This is a genomic window from Halobacillus andaensis, assembly GCF_014636475.1.
GTDB lineage: Bacteria > Bacillota > Bacilli > Bacillales > Halobacillaceae > Halobacillus_A > Halobacillus_A andaensis.
Genome location: NZ_BMEL01000001.1, coordinates 1,391,207 through 1,411,563, shown reverse-complemented (window position 1 = coordinate 1,411,563; position 20,357 = coordinate 1,391,207). Strand labels below are relative to the sequence as shown.

At 38.9% G+C, this 20,357-nt stretch carries 20 protein-coding genes and 1 tRNA gene; 17 read left to right on the top strand and 4 right to left on the bottom strand.

Annotated features, from left to right (window positions below):
• The 6 genes from IEV27_RS07290 (at nt 1) to IEV27_RS07265 (ending at nt 4,568) form a co-directional block, all read left to right on the top strand.
• Complete coding sequence (locus IEV27_RS07290) at nt 1-405, top strand: hypothetical protein (protein WP_188376757.1); 405 nt, start codon at nt 1-3, stop codon at nt 403-405.
• A 15-nt stretch (nt 406-420) separates the two neighbouring features.
• On the top strand, nt 421-897 hold the full coding sequence (locus tag IEV27_RS07285; RefSeq protein ID WP_188376756.1) for a phBC6A51 family helix-turn-helix protein: 477 nt from the start codon (nt 421-423) through the stop codon (nt 895-897).
• A 275-nt stretch (nt 898-1,172) separates the two neighbouring features.
• Nucleotides 1,173-1,790 (top strand): hypothetical protein, encoded by a 618-nt coding sequence (locus IEV27_RS07280; protein ID WP_188376755.1) that lies wholly within the window; start codon nt 1,173-1,175, stop codon nt 1,788-1,790.
• A 57-nt stretch (nt 1,791-1,847) separates the two neighbouring features.
• Nucleotides 1,848-2,579 carry a hypothetical protein gene (locus IEV27_RS07275; protein WP_188376754.1) on the top strand — a complete coding sequence of 244 codons (732 nt, stop codon included), beginning with the start codon at nt 1,848-1,850 and terminating at the stop codon, nt 2,577-2,579.
• A 68-nt stretch (nt 2,580-2,647) separates the two neighbouring features.
• Complete coding sequence (locus tag IEV27_RS07270; RefSeq protein WP_188376753.1) at nt 2,648-3,646, top strand: GIY-YIG nuclease family protein; 999 nt, start codon at nt 2,648-2,650, stop codon at nt 3,644-3,646.
• A gap of 607 nt (nt 3,647-4,253) precedes the next feature.
• Nucleotides 4,254-4,568: a site-specific integrase gene (locus IEV27_RS07265; RefSeq protein ID WP_188376752.1), complete on the top strand. Its 315-nt coding sequence runs from the start codon at nt 4,254-4,256 to the stop codon at nt 4,566-4,568.
• Nucleotides 4,569-4,827: 259 nt separating this feature from the next.
• Here the strand turns inward: IEV27_RS07265 and IEV27_RS19820 are convergent, their stop codons facing one another.
• Nucleotides 4,828-5,172, bottom strand: a complete 345-nt coding sequence (locus tag IEV27_RS19820; protein WP_229734888.1) for a ferritin-like domain-containing protein — start codon at nt 5,170-5,172, stop codon at nt 4,828-4,830.
• 104 nt (nt 5,173-5,276) lie between these two features.
• Nucleotides 5,277-5,738 carry a ferritin-like domain-containing protein gene (locus tag IEV27_RS19815; protein WP_229734880.1) on the bottom strand — a complete coding sequence of 154 codons (462 nt, stop codon included), beginning with the start codon at nt 5,736-5,738 and terminating at the stop codon, nt 5,277-5,279.
• Between the two features lie 635 nt (nt 5,739-6,373).
• Here IEV27_RS19815 and IEV27_RS07255 point away from each other — a divergent pair.
• The 10 genes from IEV27_RS07255 (at nt 6,374) to IEV27_RS07210 (ending at nt 15,962) form a co-directional block, all read left to right on the top strand.
• Nucleotides 6,374-7,804: an alanine/glycine:cation symporter family protein gene (locus IEV27_RS07255; protein WP_229734869.1), complete on the top strand. Its 1,431-nt coding sequence runs from the start codon at nt 6,374-6,376 to the stop codon at nt 7,802-7,804.
• A 152-nt stretch (nt 7,805-7,956) separates the two neighbouring features.
• Nucleotides 7,957-8,325 carry a YidH family protein gene (locus tag IEV27_RS07250; RefSeq protein WP_188376751.1) on the top strand — a complete coding sequence of 123 codons (369 nt, stop codon included), beginning with the start codon at nt 7,957-7,959 and terminating at the stop codon, nt 8,323-8,325.
• Between the two features lie 253 nt (nt 8,326-8,578).
• Nucleotides 8,579-8,652: transfer RNA gene (locus IEV27_RS07245), tRNA-Gly, on the top strand.
• A 124-nt stretch (nt 8,653-8,776) separates the two neighbouring features.
• On the top strand, nt 8,777-10,483 hold the full coding sequence (locus IEV27_RS07240) for an ABC-ATPase domain-containing protein (protein ID WP_188376750.1): 1,707 nt from the start codon (nt 8,777-8,779) through the stop codon (nt 10,481-10,483).
• 21 nt (nt 10,484-10,504) lie between these two features.
• On the top strand, nt 10,505-11,638 hold the full coding sequence (gene queG, locus IEV27_RS07235) for a tRNA epoxyqueuosine(34) reductase QueG (RefSeq protein ID WP_188376749.1): 1,134 nt from the start codon (nt 10,505-10,507) through the stop codon (nt 11,636-11,638).
• Between the two features lie 70 nt (nt 11,639-11,708).
• Nucleotides 11,709-12,257 carry a methylated-DNA--[protein]-cysteine S-methyltransferase gene (locus IEV27_RS07230; RefSeq protein ID WP_188376748.1) on the top strand — a complete coding sequence of 183 codons (549 nt, stop codon included), beginning with the start codon at nt 11,709-11,711 and terminating at the stop codon, nt 12,255-12,257.
• Between the two features lie 77 nt (nt 12,258-12,334).
• A complete protein-coding gene (locus IEV27_RS07225; RefSeq protein ID WP_229734867.1) occupies nt 12,335-13,198 on the top strand; it encodes an amidase domain-containing protein in 864 nt (287 codons plus the stop codon).
• Between the two features lie 51 nt (nt 13,199-13,249).
• Nucleotides 13,250-13,726, top strand: a complete 477-nt coding sequence (gene trmL, locus IEV27_RS07220; RefSeq protein ID WP_188376747.1) for a tRNA (uridine(34)/cytosine(34)/5-carboxymethylaminomethyluridine(34)-2'-O)-methyltransferase TrmL — start codon at nt 13,250-13,252, stop codon at nt 13,724-13,726.
• 1,064 nt (nt 13,727-14,790) lie between these two features.
• Nucleotides 14,791-15,045 (top strand): hypothetical protein, encoded by a 255-nt coding sequence (locus IEV27_RS07215; RefSeq protein ID WP_373868070.1) that lies wholly within the window; start codon nt 14,791-14,793, stop codon nt 15,043-15,045.
• Between the two features lie 215 nt (nt 15,046-15,260).
• A complete protein-coding gene (locus tag IEV27_RS07210; RefSeq protein ID WP_188376746.1) occupies nt 15,261-15,962 on the top strand; it encodes a hypothetical protein in 702 nt (233 codons plus the stop codon).
• A 303-nt stretch (nt 15,963-16,265) separates the two neighbouring features.
• Here IEV27_RS07210 and lipA read toward each other — a convergent pair whose 3' ends face one another.
• Both lipA and lipM read right to left on the bottom strand, forming a co-directional pair.
• Entirely contained in the window at nt 16,266-17,210 is a 945-nt protein-coding gene (gene lipA, locus IEV27_RS07205) for a lipoyl synthase (protein ID WP_188376745.1), read from the bottom strand.
• Between the two features lie 18 nt (nt 17,211-17,228).
• Entirely contained in the window at nt 17,229-18,044 is an 816-nt protein-coding gene (lipM, locus tag IEV27_RS07200; RefSeq protein WP_188376744.1) for an octanoyltransferase LipM, read from the bottom strand.
• Nucleotides 18,045-18,306: 262 nt separating this feature from the next.
• On the opposite strand from lipM, the gene prkA reads away from it, so the two are divergent.
• On the top strand, nt 18,307-20,202 hold the full coding sequence (gene prkA, locus IEV27_RS07195) for a PrkA family serine protein kinase (RefSeq protein WP_188376743.1): 1,896 nt from the start codon (nt 18,307-18,309) through the stop codon (nt 20,200-20,202).
• Nucleotides 20,203-20,357: the final 155 nt, after the last annotated feature.

Below are 20,357 nucleotides of genomic sequence, written 5' to 3'. Positions count from 1 at the left end.
ATGAAACAACTAATAATTGATCTTCATTACATCAAAAGCACAGTTGAAACAGGAAATTATAAGAATAAGATTCCTATATTACTTTTGTTGGTTTCTGAAGGTTATGAACTGATTAAAGAAAAAGAATTTGTTTATAAATATCGTTATATAAATGAAAACAATAAGCATCATTTTGATGCAATTGCTAATAAAGCAAAGCAAGGAAAGGCGAAATTATTAACTGATCTTAAGGATTTAGAAATAGAACTTAGTCAAAAAAATATAAAAGTTAATAGGGTTATGGCTATTATAAAACGCATATTGGCCACCGGTTTATACAGAAATGAAGTACAGAGAATGATTAATATATGGACTCCAAAAATCTGTGTGGATCGAGAATATAAGCAGACTATTACAGTTAAATGAAAGGATTGGTTAAGGATGGCAGATAAAAAAGAAATATCTATTCCGTATGGAATAAGTAAAGAACAAGCTGAAAAGGCTAAACGTTTTGTAATTGCAAGGCATCAGGAAGGGATAAGCATTACAGACTTTTGCAAAAGGGAAGGTATTAGTACCAAGACCTTTTACCAGTGGAAAGATGATAAAGTTTTTTCAAGCTATCTAACTGCTTTAGGGGAAACAATTGTTACTGATGATGAAAGTGAAGCATGGCAGCAGGTAAAGAAAAAGATAATGAAACTTGCAACCAGTGAAAAAGCAGGTGCTAAAGAAATAAGTTTGTTTATGGAATCGTTTGAGTATGTAGTAGAAGCAGAAAAGCAAGCACGAATGAAAGAGTTAGGTATAGTACCTGAACATGAAAAACGTGGAAGTGAGAAAAGCTTAGAAGATAAAAAAGCGGTACTTATTCAGCGATTAACGCCACAAGGAAAAGAAGATAAAGATGCGGAATGATTTGATGATTAACTTGATGAAAACATTTGATATAAGCTTGAATGCTTAAGCTACTGGAAGTAAAGCTATGCAGAAGCTACTGCAAAAAGTATCAGTGCAGTTAATGTTATCTTACAGATTTTTTAAAAGATGAAGGAATATGCTGAAGCAGTAGAAACAACTTTAGGTATTGAATAGACTGCTGAACAACTTGCAGAAGAAGTCACTGCTGAAGTTAAAGATAAAACTAGAACTACTAATACTGAAGAAACAGATAACAAAGGGGATACTGAATAATGGCACGTACTGCGAAAGTAATTATACAGTTAAGAGAACTATTTGAAGAAGTGGACAAGGTAAAGGGAACATATGAAGAAGCTGAACAAAAGGCAAAGAAAGAACAGGCTGATCTTCTTCAGGATATTCAAGAGAAGGATGCAGAAGTAAAACAATTATATAAAAGCTATGTGCTAGATAATGTAACACTAGAAACTTATAATGCTGAAAAACAAGCCTTGCAAGATATGCATAGCACCTTGCAGATAATAGAAGCGAAAATACGGGATGTAACTGCACTAAAACAGGATGAACTGAAGCACCTGCTTAGTAAGATTGAGGAACTTAATCATGGATACTACAAAGCTGATCGAACTAACAAAGCTACTCAAAGACAGAAACTACTGAAAGCTAAAGAAGAATATCTTCAGGCAATTAACGATGCACAGAAAGTAATAACTACTACTGCACGGTACAGGGTGCTTACAGAAAATTTAAGAGTTGATGCAGGTGTTAAAAAGATGATTTATGCAAATCGTTCTGAAGAATACCTTGATCTTGTTTCTAATCCTTTTAATAATACAAAAGGTATAGACGTTACAAGAGAAGATATACGACAAGCATATTGGAAGCGATAAAGGAAAGAGGTGCTAACTTTAGTACCTTCTTTTAATATCTCAAAGGGGTTTAAGACATTGTTAAATTACTATATGAAATTTATTAAAAGCTTTATTTTAAAACTGTTCGGACAAGGTAAAAGTTATCCGAAGGAAGCACCTGCAGCCGTGCCAGAAAACAAAACTATTAGAAAAGTAGAAGGTTTGAAGGAAGAACTGAAAAAGGTTCAAACTGCTTATGATAAACATATTGCAATGATGCAGACTGAATTTGATAAGGCTGATATCGTATTTAAGGATTTTTATGATAGTGAATATAATCAGGCACTTAAAAAGCATCATACAGACATTTTGCCAAAGAAAGAATTTGATGCAATTGAAAAGGAATTAACAAGTTTAAGGGAAGCAGTACATGAAGCAGGTGCAGAACTTGATAAGCTTGAAGAATATAAAAAAGAAGATGTGTTGAAAATTTTAGGGGAATTGCAGTCCCTGAAAGATCGCTATACAAATGCAGTTGCAGATCAGTCTGAAGAAATACATGATGAACTAATGAACCTTAAGCAACAGTATATGAAAAAGGTTAATAGTTTAGGTGCATCTTACTCAGCTTTGGTTAATACTGATCAGGTGCTACATGATACTTTTCATGACTACGGATTTTATTATGATGAAACCATGTTAGAACAGTATGCACTACTTACCAGTGGAAAGGGTAAGGAAGTGAAACCTGAAGCTTATAGTATTGATAAAAGTATAATTAGTAAAGAACTAAGTAATTTTCATGTTAATTTAACCCCTTACAAATAAATGTAGGGGGTTCATTCTTGGAAATGGTATAATACTGGAAAAAGGCATAGTGATTGAGGGGGATCAAATTGTCTGATATTAATGAAGAAAATATTATAAATACAGAACTAGAAGCTATCCAAAATACTGAATCAGATTTAATTAATAATTATAAAGAATACTACGTTTATGAGTATTATATTGAAGAAAGTAATGAAGTTTTCTATGTAGGTAAAGGGAAAGGAAATCGTGCATGGAAAGATGTACGTAATCCTGAATGTGAAAAAATAAAAGCTGAATATGAGTGGAAGGTCAGGATTGTAGAGGAAGGTATTACTGAAGATGAAGCCTTAAGTATTGAAAGGGATTTAATTGAAAAATATCGGGCTAGTGGAGTAATGTTAACAAATATAATGCCTGGCGGTGTTAAGCCTACTGAAAAAGAAGCTATTGGATATGTGAAATATCTTTCATTTTTAGTTGAAAAAGGTGTTTTACAGATGAGTTTAGTAGATATTTCAAACCTTCTATTACTAAACCAGTCAACCGTATGGCAGATTGTTAATAGTGAACACTATACGGATATAGATCCTTTATTACCTGAAAACATTAACGAAATAATACATAAATACCATGTTAATTCTTATACTGATGATCAAATTAGGGTAGGTAATATTAAATATATTTTAGATTTAATAGAAAAAGATGTACTAAAATTAAGTCAGGCCCAACTTGCTGAATATTATGAAGTAACTCCATCAAATGTTAGTTCCATAAAAAAGGGAAAAACACATGCAAATGTTCCTTTACTGATTCCGGATAATGTAGGAGATATATTTAAAAGGTTTGATGTTTTCTATGTTTCTGAAGAAGAAAAAATACGGGGTATGATAATGTTCATCATACGTTTAAGAAATGAAGGTATCTTAAGAATGACTAACCGAGATATAGGAAGGGTCTTAGAAGTATCCGATTATTTAGTTGCAGAATTTAATCGAACAAATGAAGATAGAAAATATGTTGCTAAAGAATATAGGCCTGATGCAGAAATAATGGCTAAGTTAATCCCCTATTTTGTCGTTAAGTAAAAAGGTTACTGTAAATTAATTGATTTTAAGGGTACTTAACGGTACAATGTGAGTAGTTCACTAATCGTATGAAGTATTTTTGACTAAGCCACAATCTATTGATGAATAACGTTAATATCACGGTATTTCACAGCAGATAACTGATTAAAAACATTTAAAACTCGACTCAAAATCGTGTTCCTTACGGAGTGTCGGTTCGACCCCGACCACCGGTACTGAATATTCAGAAACGACAACGGAAATCGCTTTTTATAGCGATTTTTTTATGTTCAAAAACGGTGTCAATTTGGGAGGGCCGTGTCGCCCTAAATGGAAATCCGTGAGGGCGACACGACCTTTGCTAATACATCTTATCTTTCGTTGAATTGAAACGGGGGATTTTTTTATTATGTTAGACAGAAGAATGAGAAAACCAAGAAGCAGCATACCAGAAGTTTTGAAAGATATACCTGGTCAAATTTTAAAACAGAAAAAATAGCTATCACTTAGCATAAGGCGATGGATGACTTTCTTTTATGGAAAAAGGCACATTATTAGTGAGGCTACTCTGAAAGGCTATTCTAACCATATTTAGCACTTTTATAAAAAGAACCTTGATGTATGGGGAATGGTTGAAGTAACTAAGAAGGGTGTCCTAGAGCACTTATCAGCACGTGCTTTTTATGATTGGTGTATCAATGATAGGTTTATGTTGTACTTCAAAATAAGACCATATGACTTAAGACATGCCTTTACAATCATGTATTTGAGAAATAAGGGGAATGCTTTCTCTTTACGACAAAAACTAATGGGACATGAAAGTATAGATATGACTAAGCGATACTTAAATATTACAGGTCAAGATTTGCGCGAGGCTCATGATAAAGCTAGTCCAGTGAATAAACTGGTTGCAAAAAAGAAGTCAAGTATTAGAAAACTATAAATTCAAAACGGAGAAGCGCTTATATCACGTGCTTCTCCGTTTGCTTTGTTTATACAAGAGCGGGTAAATTCAGTTCCTTAAGAAAGTCATTAATTACTAGAAGAAAGCTGATTAGTACTGGCACCCAATGGTAACATGTATGTTGAAACATTTAGAGATATGTTTATTCTCCAATTGGTAATTAATAATTTATTCCGCTGAACTAGAGTAATTAAAAGTAACTGGGACGACGTAGTCGCCCCCTAACATGTTAATGAAATTAATTTCTAGCAAGCCCTCTTTCAAATGCTGCTAAATGGTTTAAAGAGGCATTACGTAGTTGAGAAAAGACAGTTTTTACATCATTAGGGATGTTTAGTGATAAAAATCTTTCGTACATAGATATGTTATCTATTTCTCCTTGAACGCCTGAAGCATATGCAGCCTTTAAATTATCTGGAGTTGTAACAAAAGATTGAGAAATATCATTAGGGAATGGTACTTGATAACGTTCGAAAAGCGGTGATAATGCACTTATATGTCTCATTTCAGCTTCTCTAATCTGTACAAATGTTCGTATGTTCCCAAAGGTTTGGATAATGTTATTATATCTTGCCTGGGCCAAAAACTCGTCCTGAAGGGCATAAGTCAACATTTGAGGTAAGGATAACGAAGAAGCGTTTAAAGCCCCTTTAGCACCATAGTCTTCAACTTGCCTTTGGGTGTACGTTACATTTGGATTTTTCGAAAAAAAAACAAAAACCATACAGCGTGATTTTGTTCATCTGATGCTGCACGTCGAAATCTATCTTTAATTGTAAAATCCTGTGCTTTATCTGAGGTATCTAAATAAAAATCTACAGCCTCTTGTTCATCTTTAAAGGCAAATTCAATGCCTGCTCTATAATTGTCTGGACATTCTTCTATGATTTGATAAGATGGCTGTCTCCCTGTTAAATTTGTGAAAATTTTACTGAATTCTTCAAGGTGTCGTTTTTCATCTTTTTGTATTTCAAGTATTTTGTTCCTTTCATCTTGTGTTGGTGACATTTTTGCTAATTTCTCGTAACAAGCAACAGCACTATACTCGGCATTAATTGCTTTTTGTATATCATTTAAAAGTTGAGTATCAGGCACCGTCCGATAAAAATCATTATAATATGGAACATAATATTGTTGATTTGAATACATGATTGTCCTCCTTCTTTTTAGCTTTCAACTTATTTTATGTATTGTATATAGGTAGGTGCGGAAGTTAAATTATTTTATAGTTCTAGAAAAGAGTGTAACGAGGAGCAATACCCGAATAGTAACAGAAGTAGTTAATAGGAGAGTTCATTTTAATCCCATTCCTAATAACTAGCCCTCAAAATTTAAAGTTAGACGCAATTATTAGATGTAATAACCCATGATCTCCTTTTGAGTTGGATATTGAATTCCTTAAAACTTTTGATAGAAAGCAAATTAATCAAATAGTTAGTCGTTTTATTGCAAAAATTGTTGTACAAGACCTTGATGATGGAAGTACTAAAGTGGATATAAAATATAAGGTGAATAAAGATGACCTGCAATTAATATTGAAAGTGGGTGTAAAGGAAATTACTGCCCACCGGTACTACGAAAATTAATAAAACCAACGGGAATCGCTATTTATAGCGATTTTTTTGTTAGATAGACATGTTTGTTATATTGAAAAACCTCATAATGTGACTTAATTCGTTATTTTGTAAAAAAATCTGACAATATAGTTGTTAGGTTCTATGTAACATGATAGTCTATAGAAGTAATATTCTGAATAATTCGACTAATTACCAAGGAGTGGAAAAATGAATCAGATTATGGAATTCATTGGACAGATTAACGGGATTCTGTCTACATACTTAACAATCCCTGTATTATTAGGGGCGGGAATATTTTTTACAATCTTCTCTCGTTTTGTTCAGTTTAGATATTTCAAGGAAACATTTCGTGTTTTATTTGAAAAGACGCCTGGAAAGAATGGAAAAGAAATATCGGCTTTTAAATCTTTTTGTATAGGTGCCGCTACAAGGATAGGGACTGGTAACCTTGCCGGGGTTGCCGTAGCATTAACTATGGGCGGACCCGGCGCGATTTTTTGGATGTGGATTGTAGCTCTTGTAGGTGGAGCTACAGCGTTTTTTGAATGTACGCTTGCACAAGTTTACAAAGTTCGCGATGGAAAAGATGCATTTAGAGGCGGACCCGCTTATTATATTGAAAAGGGATTGAAGCAAAGATGGGTAGGGGTAGTTTTTGCGTTATTTATCGCAGTAACCTTCGGACTCATCTTTAATTCAGTTCAAAGTAATACAATTGCCGAGTCAGTTAATTCAAGCTTTAATATTCCAACTGCTGCAGTGGGGATTGGTTTAGTCATTATTTCAGCTGTTGTTATATTCGGTGGAGTACACCGTATTGCAAATTTCTCTAGTGTGGTCGTTCCGATTATGGCAGGTATTTATATATTAATTGCGCTAGTCGTAGTGGCTATGAATATTACAGCGCTCCCTGAAGTAATAGGATTTATTGTCTCCAATGCATTTGGTTTTGAACAGGTCATTGGCGGGGGGATCGGTGCTGCTATTATGCAAGGTGTTAACCGTGGTTTATTTTCTAACGAAGCTGGTATGGGTAGTGCACCTAATGCCGCTGCTTCTTCACACGTCTCGCACCCAGTGAAGCAAGGGTTTATTCAAGCCGCAGGTGTGTTTCTTGATACGCTTGTTGTGTGTACAGCTACAGCGTTTATTATTTTAGTTTCAGATATTGTTGAGTTTGGAAATGAAGCGGGTATTACGCTTTTGCAGGATTCGCTGGCGACGCAAATTGGTGGCTGGGCAAGTATATTCATCACTATAGCCATTTTCCTGTTTGCCTTTAGTTCGATTGCAGGAAGCTATTATTATGGTGAAAAGAATATAGAATTTATCCGCAATAATCCTAAGGCCATTTTCATTTATCGCTTGGCCACATTAGGGATGGTCATGTTTGGTGCCGTAGCCAGTCTTGACCTTGTTTGGGCACTAGCCGATGTCTTCATGGGTCTTATGACCGTGATTAATATGTATGCGGTGATTAGGCTCAGTAAGATCGTGTTTCATGTTCTTTCTGATTACATGGAACAGCGAAAAGCAAATAAAGACCCTGTGTTTGAACCTAGCAGACTAGGAATTAGTGGAACAGAAACTTGGGAAAATCTTAACTTTGAAGAAGAGAAAAAGAAAAAAGTGGTATAATTGCAAAACCTGCTGAAGCATTTATCGCTTACAGCAGGTTTTTTTATGGTTTAATGGCGAGTGTTTTGGGGTTATACTTATAGAGTATTGTAGGATTATAGAAGAATGTCGTTTAGAAGTGTTTAAATTTTTCATTAAAGTATGGTGGATCTATGAAAAATACGAATAATCAAATAAAATATGCCCAGCAGCATTTAGCAAATGAACGAACGTATTTAGCCTGGGTACGAACCGTGATTGCAATTGTCGGGATCGGCTTTTTGAATACGAGCCTTCATTTCACGATAGGTGTAGAGCGCAATCTAACGGTTGACATCATCAGTATTGCTTTAGGTGTTTTTGCATGTATTTTAGGATTTGTCATCATTATTATGTCTACTTTTGCTTATTTTCATAGGAAGAGGAAAATTATGAACGAAGAAACGTTTCTACCTTCTAAAGCACAAGTGACGCTAGTATCGACGTTGATGATTATCATCATTACATTTATTGTATTGTATTTCTTGTATTTAGAAACGTAATCGAAGTCTTAGCGAATTTTGTAGAAAAAAGTGCAAAAATCGGTTGTCACCTTATGAAGTGGTTGTTATAATTATAACTGTCCTTTCAAAAAGGTCTGACAACTTAAATGCGGGTGTAGTTTAATGGTAAAACCTCAGCCACGAGCTGAGCTTCTACCGAATCATCTGCGAGTTGCCTCGACGGATAAACTTCTTCGAATAAGCTTTTAGAGGAAGAGGCATGAAAGAACGAGGCTAATGAAAGTTTATATATGCGGGTGTAGTTTAATGGTAAAACCTCAGCCTTCCAAGCTGATGACGAGGGTTCGATTCCCTTCACCCGCTCCATTGAAATTATTATTTTAACTAACTACGTGAACCAACGCAGTGTCTTGTTTAAAAAAACGAGGCATTGCGTTTTTTATTGATGATAAACGGATACACCAATAAGAGAGAGAAAGGAGAGACTAAGATGAATCGACTAAAAAATGTACTACAACAAATTGATGGCAAAAGCTACAAAGGGTATAAACAAATTCAAGGAAGCTATTCGTTCTCTTCCTATCAGTTAAAGGTGGATTATGTGCAGGGAGATCCGTTTGCGGCTCCTTCTAAAATTCGTGTGCAAATTCCTCAGAAGATAAAGAAAGTGGACCCTCAGTGGAAAGAGACAAAGAGCAGACAGACGTATACGGAGGATGTATTGGCTCGTAAAGTGGCAGAAGTCCTTGAGAAAAGCCGGCCGAATGTACGGGGATCTGGAAAAAGCGGAATGGTTTCAATTGATCGACCGAAGCAAGAGATTTTGGAACGCACCGCTGTCAGCGTAGACGATGATCAAATTACGGTTTGTTTGACGGTAGGGCTGCCTGCCAATGGTCGTCGAATTAATGGGAAAGAGGCAGATAAACTGTTCTTCACTGTCGTGCCTAATCTTATCAAAGATTCAATCTTGGCGATCAAAGATAAGGAGATTTGGGAGTTTGTTGAGCTGGCTGATCAGCATGATGCGATTTTAACTAAAATGAAAGAGGACAATCTAATCTCTTTCATCGCAGATGACTCCATTTTGCCGAGAGCCAGCGGAGTAAGTGATCGTCCAATGAAGGATGCGATTCCGTTCAGCAGTCCAGAAGCAAATCGAGTATCGATTGACGTTCCTCATCGCGATGAGCCTTTAACAGGAATGGGCCTCTCTAAGGGCATTGTGTTAATTGTCGGAGGGGGTTATCATGGTAAAAGTACCCTGTTGAATGCTATTGAGCGTGGGGTTTATCCTCATATTAAGGGGGATGGACGTGAGTTTGTTTTAACCGATCCGTCGGCTGTTAAAGTTCGTGCGGAAGACGGGCGCCAGGTAACAAACGTGGATATCTCTCCATTTATTAAAAATCTGCCTCGTGGAGCGGATACGACCCAATTTTCTACTGAGAATGCGAGTGGCAGTACTTCTCAGGCGGCTAATGTCATTGAGGCCGTTGAAGCTGGAGCGCAGTCTTTACTGATCGATGAAGATACGAGTGCCACCAACTTTATGATCCGTGACGAGCGTATGCAGGAATTAGTGGTACGTGAGAAAGAACCGATTACCCCGTTTATTGATAAAATTAAAAGCTTAAGAGATGAACTAGATGTGTCTACTGTGTTAGTCATGGGGGGATCCGGAGATTATTTCTCAGAAGCCGATGACGTCATTATGATGGATCAGTACGTACCTTATAATGTGACCAATCGAGCAAAGGAAATTGCTGAAAAATATCCGAGTAAGCGTCAAATGATTGAGGAAGGATTTGGCCGGTTACCGTCTCGTCACTTTCTGCCTCAATCGATTCAAGCTCGAAAAGGTAAGAAAGAAAAAGTCCAAGCTAAAGGAAGAACAATGATTCTTATGGGATCGACTGAAATAGATTTAGATGGAGTCGAGCAGTTAGTTGATGCCTCACAAACGAGGATGATTGCAGACTTACTCATGCATTTATCTAAAAAAGGCGTGCTGGGTAAACAACAGCCTTTATCTCAGCTTCTTGATCAAATTGAAAATCAATTTAATAAGGAAGGGCTGGCTTCGTTTGCTCCGTTTAAGGACCAGCACCCTGGAGAGTTAGCAAGACCGCGCCGATTTGAAATCGCTGCAGCCTTAAACCGTATTCGCACGGCAAAGGTGAATGATATTCGATAGATTAGAAAGGAGGTAGTCAAGGTGGATTATCATCAATTTAAAGACGAAGTGATCGCTTACAGCAAGGAAATCGGTATCGATAAGATAGGGTTTGCCTCTGCGGACGTATTTGGTGAACTAAAAGCGAGACTTCAACGACAGCAAGCCCTTGGCTATCAATCTGGTTTTGAAAAAGGTTCACCGGAGGAACGGGCAGAACCTGACCGTTTGCTTCCTGAAGCTCAATCGATCATTTCAATTGCGCTAGCTTACCCTTCTAAAATGGAGAATGCTCCTAAAAGTAAGAAGGGAGAGCGCCGGGGAGTATTTGCGCGTGCCTCTTGGGGGCGTGACTACCACGATGTATTGAGAGATAAGCTGAATCAGCTGGGAGCATTTTTAAAGCAGCACGTTCCTGAAGTCGAATTAAAATCGATGGTCGATACCGGAGAGCTATCCGACCGTGCAGTTGCTGAACGAGCGGGTATCGGCTTTAGTGGAAAGAATTGTGCGATTATTACTCCGGAATTTGGATCCTATGTTTATTTAGGAGAAATCGTTACGAATATACCGTTTGCTCCAGATGAACCTGTAGATGACAGCTGTGGCGATTGTAATATTTGTGTGGATACATGCCCTACAGATGCTCTAGTACAAGGCGGGCAGTTAAATGCCCAGCGCTGTATTGCCTTTTTAACACAGACAAAGGATTTTCTGCCTGAAGAGTTCCGCACGAAGATAGGGAACCGTTTATACGGATGTGACACGTGTCAGACCGTTTGTCCTAAAAATAAAAAGAAAGACTTTCACAATCACGAAGAATTTGAACCAGATCCAGAGGTTGCGAAGCCGCAATTGATTCCTCTTTTATCGGTAAGCAACCGTGAATTTAAAGAGAAGTTTGGTTCCATCTCAGGATCTTGGCGGGGGAAAAAGCCGATTCAGCGTAATGCGATTCTTGCCCTTGGTCATTACCGTGAAGAATCAGCAATTGACGAATTAGTCCGTCTCATGGAAAAGGACCCTCGTCCGGTTATTCGAGGAACTGTTGCTTATTCTCTCGGGAAAATTGGGACCCCGGTGTGTTTTCAAGCGATAGAACAAGCGATTGAAAAGGAAGATAATGAACAGGTTTTATATGAAATGAAAAAAGGTCTTCAATTTGAAGAAAGATAAGCAAATCTCCCTTTTCAGAATATAATAGGTTTTGTATAATAGAAAAAACTGTTAGTTAGAGGGGTTTTATATGAGCAATCAATCCATGATCTATTACGATGTGATGGATACACCCGTCGGAGATTTAACGATCTTAGCCACGGATGAAGGAATTTTGCGAGTGGACTATGGACGATTTGAAGAACTACATTCTTTTTATCACACATGGACAAAAAAACATCTGCTCAGAAGCTCATTTACACATCAGCCTGAACATGAGTATGTGAAGCAAGCTGCCAAGGAGCTTCATGAATATTTTGCAAGAGAACGAGAAACGTTTACTCTCCCTCTAATTTGTTATGGGACCCCTTTTCAAAAAAGCGTATGGAGGGCTCTAATCGAGCATATCCCTCTGGGTGAGACTAAATCTTATAAAGACATTGCCATGGCGCTCCAGGCTTCTCAATCTGTTCGAGCTGTAGGTGGGGCGATCAATAAGAATCCATTTTCCATCGTTGTGCCTTGTCACCGAGTGATTGGAAGTAATGGAAAGCTAGTTGGGTATGCAGGTGGTTTAGATCGCAAAAGACAATTATTAGAGCTTGAATCCTATCGTCAAAGGATGAAGGTCAAAGGATAACTCCCTATGTTTAGGGAGTTTTTTTGTATGGTTTTCTTTACTTGTTCATATAGTGATAGAACAGGAGGGGATAGGCAATGAATACAATTCAAATGTATTGGGAGGATATCATCAATCGTTTACTGACACAGGACGAGGAAGTGTGGCTGCAGCGTAAAGTGCAAGGGATCGTGGAACGAGGTCAGATGCTGAAAAGGGCTACGTTTTCGATACGCCCGTACCATCGAATTACATATGATAGAGCCCAATCCTTTGATTATCTTGTTTCCATTCATCTATATATTAAAGATGGACGTAAATCCTATTTAGAAGAGGGTGTCTATCCATGTCGAGCGCATATAGAAGCGGGAGAATTGATCGAGCAAACGACATTGACAGAAAAACTTCTTTCTCCCCATAAAACACACTTAACTCCACAATTTATAGAAAAAAGTGAAGAGGATCGAGCCCCGTTTCATTATAATCGCAGAGAGGCCGTTCGTTATGCAGAAGAATGGTGGGATAGCTATAATCCAGCTTACAAACATTTTGATGTGGATTGTACAAATTACATTTCGCAATGCTTACGAGCTGGAGGCGCACCGATGTGGGGACAGCCGAATCGTGGCAAGGGATGGTGGTATGGAAGTAAGAATAACAATTGGAGCTATAGCTGGTCCGTTGCTCATTCATTGCGCTGGTATTTAAGTGGAGCAAGAAAAGGCCTTGCCGCAAGCGAAGCCGCAGAAGCCCACCAGCTTTCGCCAGGAGATATTATTTGCTATGACTTTCAAGGTGACGGCCGTTTCGATCACACGACGATTGTGGTGAATAAAGACAGTCAGGGAGAACCATTAGTAAATGCGCATACGACCAACAGTCGGCAGCGCTATTGGAAATACACGGATTCTACAGCGTACACCCCTAATATTCAATATAAATTTTTTCGCATTGGCGGTTGATCGATGTGATATAATTATCTAGTTGATGACGTAGAGAACGAGGTGAGAAGAATGTCCAATCATATTGTATTATTTCAACCAGAGATTCCTGCAAATACAGGGAACATTGCACGTACCTGCTTAGCGACAAACACACAGCTTCATCTCATTCGCCCGCTAGGGTTTTCTACAGATGATAAAATGCTGCGCAGAGCTGGTTTAGATTACTGGCATGATGTTACGATTCATTATTATGATTCGATTGATGAGCTGTATGAAAAATATCCAGCCGGCGAATTCTTTTATATAGAGAACTTCGGTACAAAATCCTATGCTGATTTTGATTTTAGCGATGTAGAACAAGAATGGTTTTTCGTTTTTGGCAGAGAAACGGATGGAATTCCTAAGCATTTGTTAGAAGGATTAGAAGATCGCTGCCTTCGCATTCCGATGACCGATAAGGTAAGGTCTTTAAATTTAGCAAACACAGCTTCCATTATTCTTTTTGATGCATTAAAGCAGCAAGGTTTTCCTCAATTAATTAAGTGAAAAACCAGCTTGTGGAGAAACCCCTGTTTCTCCGCAAGCTTTCTTCTTGTCGTCAGGAGCGAAAGCCCCTTCCCTTTCCGCGGACGAGCGCCCGAGCTTCCTCGCGAAACCCACGCTCGGCGATCTCGGCTCACTCGTTCTTCCGCAGGAGTGGAAGGGGCCTCGCTCCTTGGAATTTCTTTAAGATAGAAAAAGACTCTCCTTCACCTAGCTCACTCTGGCTAGATGGAAGACAATCTTTTTCATGTTCTGAAACGCACCTCTATAAAAGAGATGTTTTTTTTAGGCTGTCGAAACAGCTAAGAAGTACTTCATATAAGTATGGAGAACGGAACAGGAAAAAGCACCGCTTTCCGCGGGGCAAGACGGAAAATCTCCTCGGTCTGCGACCTGCGGGACTTCTCCTGTCTGCTCGTCCCGCAGGAGTCGGCACTTTTTCCGTTCCTTTGACCAGAATGGAATCTTGAAACCCTCGTAGAGTGAATGCCCTTTTGCAAACGCTGTTAACATAAGGGCACAGCTTGATTAAGTGGTTTTTTCTAATAATCTACTTTAAAAAAGGTTTTAGGAAACGGCGAGACTCCTGAGGGAGATACGAATAAGGTGTGACCCCGGAGGGCTGATAAAGCCCGAGGAGGCACACCATTCGCTCGCGGAAAGGGAGTCGTTTCCTAAAACCATTACTCTCTCTAATGCAAGGAAATTTACACTCTTTAAGGTTTCTCTACTAGCTGAAAAAATCGCACCTCTTCTAAAGAGGTGCGATTTTTGTTATGGACTATTTTCTTGGACGACCTGGCTTTACATCGTAGCCAGCAGAAAAAATCGAAACTAAGTATGTTACGCACACTAAAATAATTAAAGTTAATTTCATGTATAGCGGCCTCCTTTAATAGCTGAACAGACAAGCATTGATGACTGTTATTATACCCCATTTTTAGGTTGATGTGAATTGTTTGGCAGTTATTAATTAAAAAGTTCGAGCTTTTCGCCCATACACGACCCAGGATCGGGACATATGTTGAAATGTAGGTAAAGAACCCGCTTTGCAATGGAGGGATGACATGCTGCCTTATTCGTACGACATGCAAGATGATATGCGTATCCTGGAACCTTACGGATATGATCATGAAGATGACCGCTTTTTCGGAGGGTTTATCGGAGGTCCTTTTGTGGGAGGCTTCTTAGGAGGATTATTAGGAAGCGCCATATTTCCACCGTTTTATGGTGGAGGTGGAGGCTATTATCCACCAACTCCTTATTACGGCCCCACTGGTCCGCCGCCTCCTTATTACCCTTATGGAGGTTATTACTGGTAAAATAAAGACCGTCTCTCCTGACGGTCTTTTTTCTGTAGATCTGTTAACGCTTAGGGTGGTAAATCGGATGTGATTTACTGGATTCCTAGTCAACAATAGAATATCGACATCTTCGTTTAACACAGCTTTTTGTATAAGTAGAGTATGGTATAATTGGTAAAATAAATACGACATAATTTTACATATTTATTTCTATTTTGAAAGGATTGGTGTGGATGAAGAAAGCCATAGGTTACTTCGCCGCTGGTGCTGTTCTCCTATTCGCCTCGGCATGTGGGTCGAGCCAGGCAGAAGAAAGTGATCCTATTGAAGTAACGCTTGAACAAATTGAAAGTCAAAAACCAGAAGAAAAGGAGTTACCTGAAGAGGAAATTGAAGGAAAGATTCCTGAAAATGAGGTTGATGATTTAGAAAAAGAAGTAGCTGAAGAACTGGAGGAAGGTGAAGAATTAGACGAGCAGTCAGAGGAACAGGTTAACCCTGATGGTTCGATCACGACAGAGGAGTCTACATATATTGAAAATGCTGAAGAGGAAGCCTATGCGCCAGAACCTCCAACCTCTCCCAGCCGTCCCAGCTCTACTCCGTCGAGTTCAACCAACTCATCGAGTTCTTCAGGTTCATCGAATTCCTCAGATTCATCAAATGCAACAGAATCTTCCTCCTCTAGTTCTAACTCTAACTCATCTTCATCAGAAGGTACGAATGAGGAACAACAATCTGAGAAGACTACTAATTCTACTGAAGAAGAGCCCCCTGCAGAAGAAAAGGAAGATAAGAAAGAAGAAACTGACTCTGATGAGGAAAAACAAGATGACGGCGCAGTGGACGAGGGCGAAGAGGAAGAAGAGGAAGAAGGAGAAGAACCAGAAGAACCGGAAGAAGAAAATGAAGAAAAACAAGACGAAGAAGAATAAGAAAAGCCACCCTGAAAGGTGGCTTTCTCAGGCTGTCGAAAAAGCTTGGACGACTTGTGGACATGAGAGTACACGGCTCCTTCTTTTTTGTATGAAGAACAGGAACTGGAAAAAGAGTCGATTTCCGCGGGGCATGACGAAAATCCTCCTCGTCCTGCGTCCTGCGTGGTCTTTCCTAAAACCCTTTCCTCTTCCTAACGCAAGAAACTTTTACATTCCTAAGGTAAAAAATGCTTGTAGAGAAAACTGAGGTTTCTCTACAAGCTGAGAAAAGCCACCTTATAAAGGTGGCTTTTATAATAATTAAAATGTTGTTTTATCTAGTGTTTCGCCTTGAGACTCATAGCCTTGCATATACTTAATACGGCGCTGAGCGGAAGTTTCATTCACTTGCTCATCGGCATGATAGGAGGAACGAACCATAGGACCGGCTTCGCAGTGTTTAAATCCTTTTTCCATCGCAATTTGCTTTAACTCTTCAAATTCATCAGGGTGATAATAACGCTCCACGTTTAAGTGTTTTTTCGTTGGCTGCAGGTATTGGCCGATCGTCATAATATCTACATTGTGAGCAAGAAGATCATCCATAGCTTGAATGATTTCTTCTTTCGTTTCACCTAGTCCGACCATAAGGCTGGATTTCGTTGGTGTATTTGGACGAATTTCTTTTACTCGGCGCAATAGCTCTAAGGAACGGTCATACATCGCACGGGCACGCACTTTTTTCGTTAGACGACGCACAGTTTCAATGTTGTGGTTGAAGATGTCTGGTTCCCCGCCCATGAGTGTATGAAGACTATCATAGTCCCCTTTCATGTCGGATGGAAGAATTTCAACAGTACATCCAGGGACACGTCGGCGAATGGCTTTAACGGTTTCACCAAAAACAGCCGCTCCGCCATCTTTTAGGTCATCACGTGCTACAGCAGTAACAACCACGTGTTTTAATCCCATGATTTCTACAGATTCAGCTACACGTTCAGGCTCTCCCCAATCTAATTCATTTGGTAAACCTGTTTTTACAGCGCAAAAACGACAGCCGCGAGTACACGTATCGCCAAGAATCATAAAAGTGGCTGTTTTACGTTCACTCCAACATTCATGAATATTTGGACAGCGTGCTTCTTCACAAACCGTATTAAGTTTTTTCTCACGCATTAATTTTTTCAGGCCGGTATAGGATTTATTGGTATTAATCTTAATTTTTAACCAATCGGGTTTACGTATGTATTCGTCTTTTTTTGCCACTTGTATCGTCTCCTTTTATTATCTAGAATAATTCCACTCGTCACTGCTGTATTTTTTCTCAGAAAGTTCATAAATCTCTTTCCACTGGCCTTCACTAATTTCGAGAGGCTGCAGTTCAATATTCAATCCTTTTTCAAAACCTGTTTTAAATGCATTTCGCGTCGTTTGATAATCCACAGGCTGATCAATAATGTCGTTAATTGCTATGGCTTTATCTGCAAAAGATTTGCGGGCTCTTTCTTTAATGCGTTCATTCTTGTAAATAAACATATCAAACAGCTTATTTTCATCTACATTAATGGGGATGGAGCCGTGCTGAAGAATCACGCCTTTCTTTCTCGTCTGTGCACTTCCAGCGGCTTTCTTTCCATCTACAATTAATTCATACCATGAAGGTTCTTCAAAACAAACGGCTGATCCTGTAGAGTTTAACTTTTCTTCAGGGATAGCAAATTCAGCATTAATAGTAAGCTCTTTAAACCCTTCAAGCAGCCCTTGAGAAAGAACGAGATAGGCTTCTTTTACGGAAGCGGGCATTTGGGGATGGTCTTCTGAAACAATTATACTATATGTTAATTCATCATCATGAAGAACAGCCCGTCCACCGGTCTGTCTTCTTACTAGCTCATAACCATTTCTCTTAACACCTTCGAGGTCAATCCTGCCTTGTACTTTTTGGAAGTATCCCACTGAAAGCCCGGCGGGTTTCCACCCATAAAAGCGAAGCACGGGAGGGACTTTCCCTTCACTATGCCAATTCATCAAGGCTTCATCTAACGCCATATTTAAGGCTGGCGACAAATGTCCAGAATCAACAAAGGACCATGTTTCCATTTACTTGACCTTCTTTCCATAAGTAATCCTTTATTCAATTAAAATAGTCAAGACAATTCTAACAAGGGGACTATACGGTGTCAAAGTAAGGAAGCACCAATAATAAGGGAAAACGCTTTTATTGCGCTGTCTTGCGCGATCACGCAAATATACGTTTGCGGTATAGCTTGTTACAAAAGTAACTTGTACCTTTACGAATGTTTCCAATCTCCTGCGCATAGGATGTATTAAATTTGCTAGTTACGACGAGGGAGGTCGTTGAGTGGATATTATTAAAAGAATACAAGATCATCGCGAACATGAAGAGGAATTGAAGTGGGAAGGAACTTTTAGGGATTATTTAGAGCTATTAAGAGACAAACCTTACTTGGCTCAGTCTGCTCATTCTCGTGTTTATAATATGATTACAGAAGCCGGAGTTGAGGAAGGGTCGCATCACAAGAAATATTCTTTCTTTGACGAAGACATTTACGGATTAGATGAAGCGATGGAAAGACTAGTGGAAGAGTACTTTCATCCAGCTGCACGCAGGTTAGATGTTAGAAAAAGAATTTTACTATTAATGGGTCCTGTAAGTGGAGGTAAATCAACACTTGTTAACTTATTAAAGCGTGGCTTAGAAAAGTATTCTTATACAGACAAAGGGGCCGTTTTTGCAATTAAAGGCTGTCCAATGCATGAAGACCCGCTCCATATGATTCCGCACCATTTAAGAGATGAATTTAGAGAAGAGTATGGGGTTCGAATTGAAGGCAGCTTGTCTCCATTAAACACGATGCGTGTAGAACAGGATTATGGTGGACGAATTGAAGATGTACTTGTTGAGAGAGTGTTCTTCTCTGAAGACAAACGTACCGGTATAGGGACATTTAGTCCTTCCGATCCAAAGTCTCAAGATATCGCTGATTTAACAGGTTCCATTGATTTCTCAACCATTGCTCAATTTGGGTCTGAATCTGATCCTAGAGCGTATCGTTTTGACGGAGAACTAAATAAAGCGAACAGAGGCATAATGGAGTTCCAGGAAATCTTAAAATGTGATGAGAAATTTCTCTGGCACCTCCTCAGTCTAACGCAAGAAGGTAACTTTAAAGCTGGCCGATTTGCTTTAATCTCTGCTGATGAACTCATTGTGGCCCATACGAACGAAGCAGAGTATCGTTCTTTCATTGCAAATAAGAAAAACGAAGCTCTTCATTCACGAATGATTGTCATGCCAATTCCTTATAACTTAAAAGTAACGGAAGAAGAGAAAATTTACGAAAAAATGATTAGAGAAAGTGACATACGGGATGTTCATATTGCTCCTCATACGTTAAAGGTTGCTGCGATGTTCACCGTGCTTACCCGATTGAAAGAATCGAAAAAAGCATCGATTGATCTTTTGAAGAAGATGTATTTATATAACGGAGAAGAACTCGAAGGATTTAGTGATGTAGATGTGGAAGAACTGAAAAAAGAATTCTCGGATGAGGGTATGGATGGGATTGATCCTCGTTACGTGATTAACCGAATTTCTTCTACGATTATTAAAAAAGAAATGACTTCGATTAATGCACTGGATGTGCTTCGTTCACTCAAGGATGGGTTAGATAGTCACGCTTCGATTTCGAAAGAGGACAAAGAGCGTTACTTGGAGTTTATCTCGCTTGCTCGTAAGCAGTATGATGACCTGGCGAAGAAAGAAGTTCAGAAAGCATTTGTGTACTCCTATGAAGAATCAGCGATTACGCTGATGGATAATTATTTAGATAACGTGGAGGCTTATTGTAATAAGACGAAGCTTAGAGATCCATTAACGGGTGAAGAGATGAATCCAGACGAGAGACTTATGCGCTCCATTGAAGAGCAAATTGGCGTTTCAGAAAATGCGAAGAAAGCATTCCGTGAAGAGATTCTCATTCGAATTTCAGCTTATGCACGAAAAGGGAAGAAGTTCGACTATCAGTCCCATGAACGCTTAAGAGAAGCGATTCAGAAGAAACTATTTGCTGACTTAAAAGATATCGTGAAAATTACAACGTCAACGAAGACTCCAGATGAACAACAGCTGAAGAAGATCAATGAGGTGGTCGCTACCCTTGTAGATGAACATGGCTACAATTCCACTTCTGCCAACGAGTTATTAAAATACGTGGGAAGCCTGTTAAACCGCTAAACCTGAGATAGATTTGATTTCCTTTAGATAATTGGGAAAAAGGCTGAACAGTTATAAAACCGGGACGCCGCGAATCTTCATTTACAATAAAGATTCTGGAATTATTGTATAATCATTGCTCTGCTGTGTATTCGATGTAAACCTGGGTCGTTCCT